This is a genomic window from Thermobrachium celere DSM 8682, from assembly GCF_000430995.1.
GTDB lineage: Bacteria > Bacillota > Clostridia > Clostridiales > Caloramatoraceae > Thermobrachium > Thermobrachium celere.
In genome coordinates, this window is sequence record NZ_HF952004.1 from 1 (window position 1) to 1989 (window position 1989).

General features: G+C 55.5%; 13 tRNA genes and 3 rRNA genes. All 16 read left to right on the forward strand.

The annotated features are described in order from the left end of the window. Positions 1–611, forward strand: a 23S ribosomal RNA gene (locus tag TCEL_RS00295); the annotation flags it as partial. Positions 612–639: 28 nt separating this feature from the next. Continuing rightward, positions 640–754: ribosomal RNA gene (gene rrf / locus TCEL_RS00300) — 5S ribosomal RNA — on the forward strand. 6 nt (positions 755–760) lie between these two features. After that, positions 761–837 (forward strand) — tRNA-Ile (locus TCEL_RS00305). Between the two features lie 6 nt (positions 838–843). Next, positions 844–919 (forward strand) — tRNA-Ala (locus TCEL_RS00310). A 21-nt stretch (positions 920–940) separates the two neighbouring features. Next, positions 941–1055: ribosomal RNA gene (gene rrf, locus TCEL_RS00315) — 5S ribosomal RNA — on the forward strand. Between the two features lie 5 nt (positions 1056–1060). Continuing rightward, positions 1061–1135 (forward strand) — tRNA-Glu (locus TCEL_RS00320). Between the two features lie 4 nt (positions 1136–1139). Then, positions 1140–1213, forward strand: a tRNA-Gly gene (locus TCEL_RS00325). A gap of 6 nt (positions 1214–1219) precedes the next feature. Beyond that, positions 1220–1296 (forward strand) — tRNA-Arg (locus TCEL_RS00330). Between the two features lie 4 nt (positions 1297–1300). Then, positions 1301–1378, forward strand: a tRNA-His gene (locus tag TCEL_RS00335). A gap of 10 nt (positions 1379–1388) precedes the next feature. Further along, positions 1389–1464 (forward strand) — tRNA-Gln (locus tag TCEL_RS00340). Positions 1465–1467: 3 nt separating this feature from the next. Then, positions 1468–1543 (forward strand) — tRNA-Lys (locus tag TCEL_RS00345). Positions 1544–1571: 28 nt separating this feature from the next. Beyond that, a tRNA-Lys gene (locus TCEL_RS00350) sits at positions 1572–1647 on the forward strand. A 6-nt stretch (positions 1648–1653) separates the two neighbouring features. Next, positions 1654–1737: transfer RNA gene (locus TCEL_RS00355), tRNA-Leu, on the forward strand. Between the two features lie 5 nt (positions 1738–1742). Then, positions 1743–1818 (forward strand) — tRNA-Phe (locus tag TCEL_RS00360). Positions 1819–1826: 8 nt separating this feature from the next. Beyond that, a tRNA-Gly gene (locus tag TCEL_RS00365) sits at positions 1827–1902 on the forward strand. A gap of 11 nt (positions 1903–1913) precedes the next feature. Further along, positions 1914–1987 (forward strand) — tRNA-Cys (locus tag TCEL_RS00370). The last annotated feature ends 2 nt before the right edge of the window (positions 1988–1989 follow it).

Consider the following 1989-nt stretch of genomic DNA (forward strand, 5'->3'; position numbering starts at 1 on the left):
GTTCCCTCAGTGCGGTTGGAAATCGCGCGTAGAGTGCAAAGGCAGAAGGGAGCCTAACTGTGAGACTGACAAGTCGAGCAGTGACGAAAGTCTGGCTTAGTGATCCGGTGGTACCGAGTGGAAGGGCCATCGCTCAACGGATAAAAGCTACCTCGGGGATAACAGGCTGATCTCCCCCAAGAGTCCACATCGACGGGGAGGTTTGGCACCTCGATGTCGGCTCGTCGCATCCTGGGGCTGAAGTAGGTCCCAAGGGTTGGGCTGTTCGCCCATTAAAGCGGCACGCGAGCTGGGTTCAGAACGTCGTGAGACAGTTCGGTCCCTATCCGTCGCGGGCGTAGGAAATTTGAGAGGAGCTGTCCTTAGTACGAGAGGACCGGGATGGACGAACCTCTGGTGCACCAGTTGTCGCGCCAGCGGCACAGCTGGGTAGCCATGTTCGGATGGGATAAGCGCTGAAGGCATCTAAGCGCGAAGCCCACCTCAAGATGAGATTTCCCATAGCGTTAAGCTAGTAAGACCCCTGGAAGAACACCAGGTTGATAGGCCAGAGGTGTAAGCGTCGTAAGGCGTTTAGCTGACTGGTACTAATAGGTCGAGGGCTTGATCATACAGGCTGTGCAGTTTTGAAAGAACTAATCCGGTGACTATGCCGCGGAGGAAACACCCGTTCCCATTCCGAACACGAAGGTTAAGTTCCGCAGGGCCGATGGTACTGCACCGCACGGTGTGGGAGAGTAGGTCGTTGCCGGATAGTTGAGGGCCTTTAGCTCAGCTGGCTAGAGCAACCGGCTCATAACCGGTCGGTCCGGGGTTCGAGTCCCTGAAGGCCCACCAAAATGTGGGGGTGTAGCTCAGTTGGGAGAGCACCTGCCTTGCAAGCAGGGGGTCAGGAGTTCGAATCTCCTCATCTCCACCATACATAAAATAATAGAGCAAATCTGGTGACTATGCCGCGGAGGAAACACCCGTTCCCATTCCGAACACGAAGGTTAAGCTCCGCAGGGCCGATGGTACTGCACCGCACGGTGTGGGAGAGTAGGTCGTTGCCGGATAGTATGGCCCCTTGGTCAAGTGGTTAAGACACCACCCTTTCACGGTGGTAACAGGGGTTCGAATCCCCTAGGGGTCACCACCATGCGGGTGTAGCTCAATGGTAGAGTCCCAGCCTTCCAAGCTGGTTGTGTGGGTTCGATTCCCATCACCCGCTCCATAATATGCGCCTTTAGCTCAGCTGGATAGAGCAACGGCCTTCTAAGCCGTGTGTCGGGAGTTCGAATCTCTCAAGGCGCACCATATGGTGGGTATAGTTCAGTTTGGTTAGAGCGCCAGATTGTGGCTCTGGAGGTCGTGGGTTCGAATCCCACTATCCACCCCAATAAATACGATGGGCAGTCGCCAAGTCGGTAAGGCACGGGACTTTGACTCCCGCATTCGTTGGTTCGAGTCCAGCCTGCCCAGCCATAAGAGCCACTAGCTCAGTCGGTAGAGCACAAGACTTTTAATCTTGGTGTCCGGGGTTCGATTCCCCGGTGGCTCACCACTTTAAATGCCGTAAGGCTGAAAAATTTGGGCCATTAGCTCAGTTGGTAGAGCACCTGACTCTTAATCAGGGTGTCCTGGGTTCGAGTCCCCGATGGCCCACCATAATATGCGGGCGTGGCGGAATTGGCAGACGCGCTAGACTTAGGATCTAGTGCCCAGTGCGTGGGGGTTCAAGTCCCTCCGCCCGCACCATCCCTGGCCAGATAGCTCAGTAGGTAGAGCAGGGGACTGAAAATCCCCGTGTCGCTGGTTCGATTCCGGCTCTGGCCACCAAATTTTATGCGGGAATAGCTCAGTTGGTAGAGCGTCACCTTGCCAAGGTGAATGCCGCGGGTTCGAGTCCCGTTTCCCGCTCCAAAATTTAATATGGCGGCATAGYCAAGTGGTAAGGCAGAGGTCTGCAAAACCTTTATCCCCAGTTCGAATCTGGGTGCCGCCTCCATA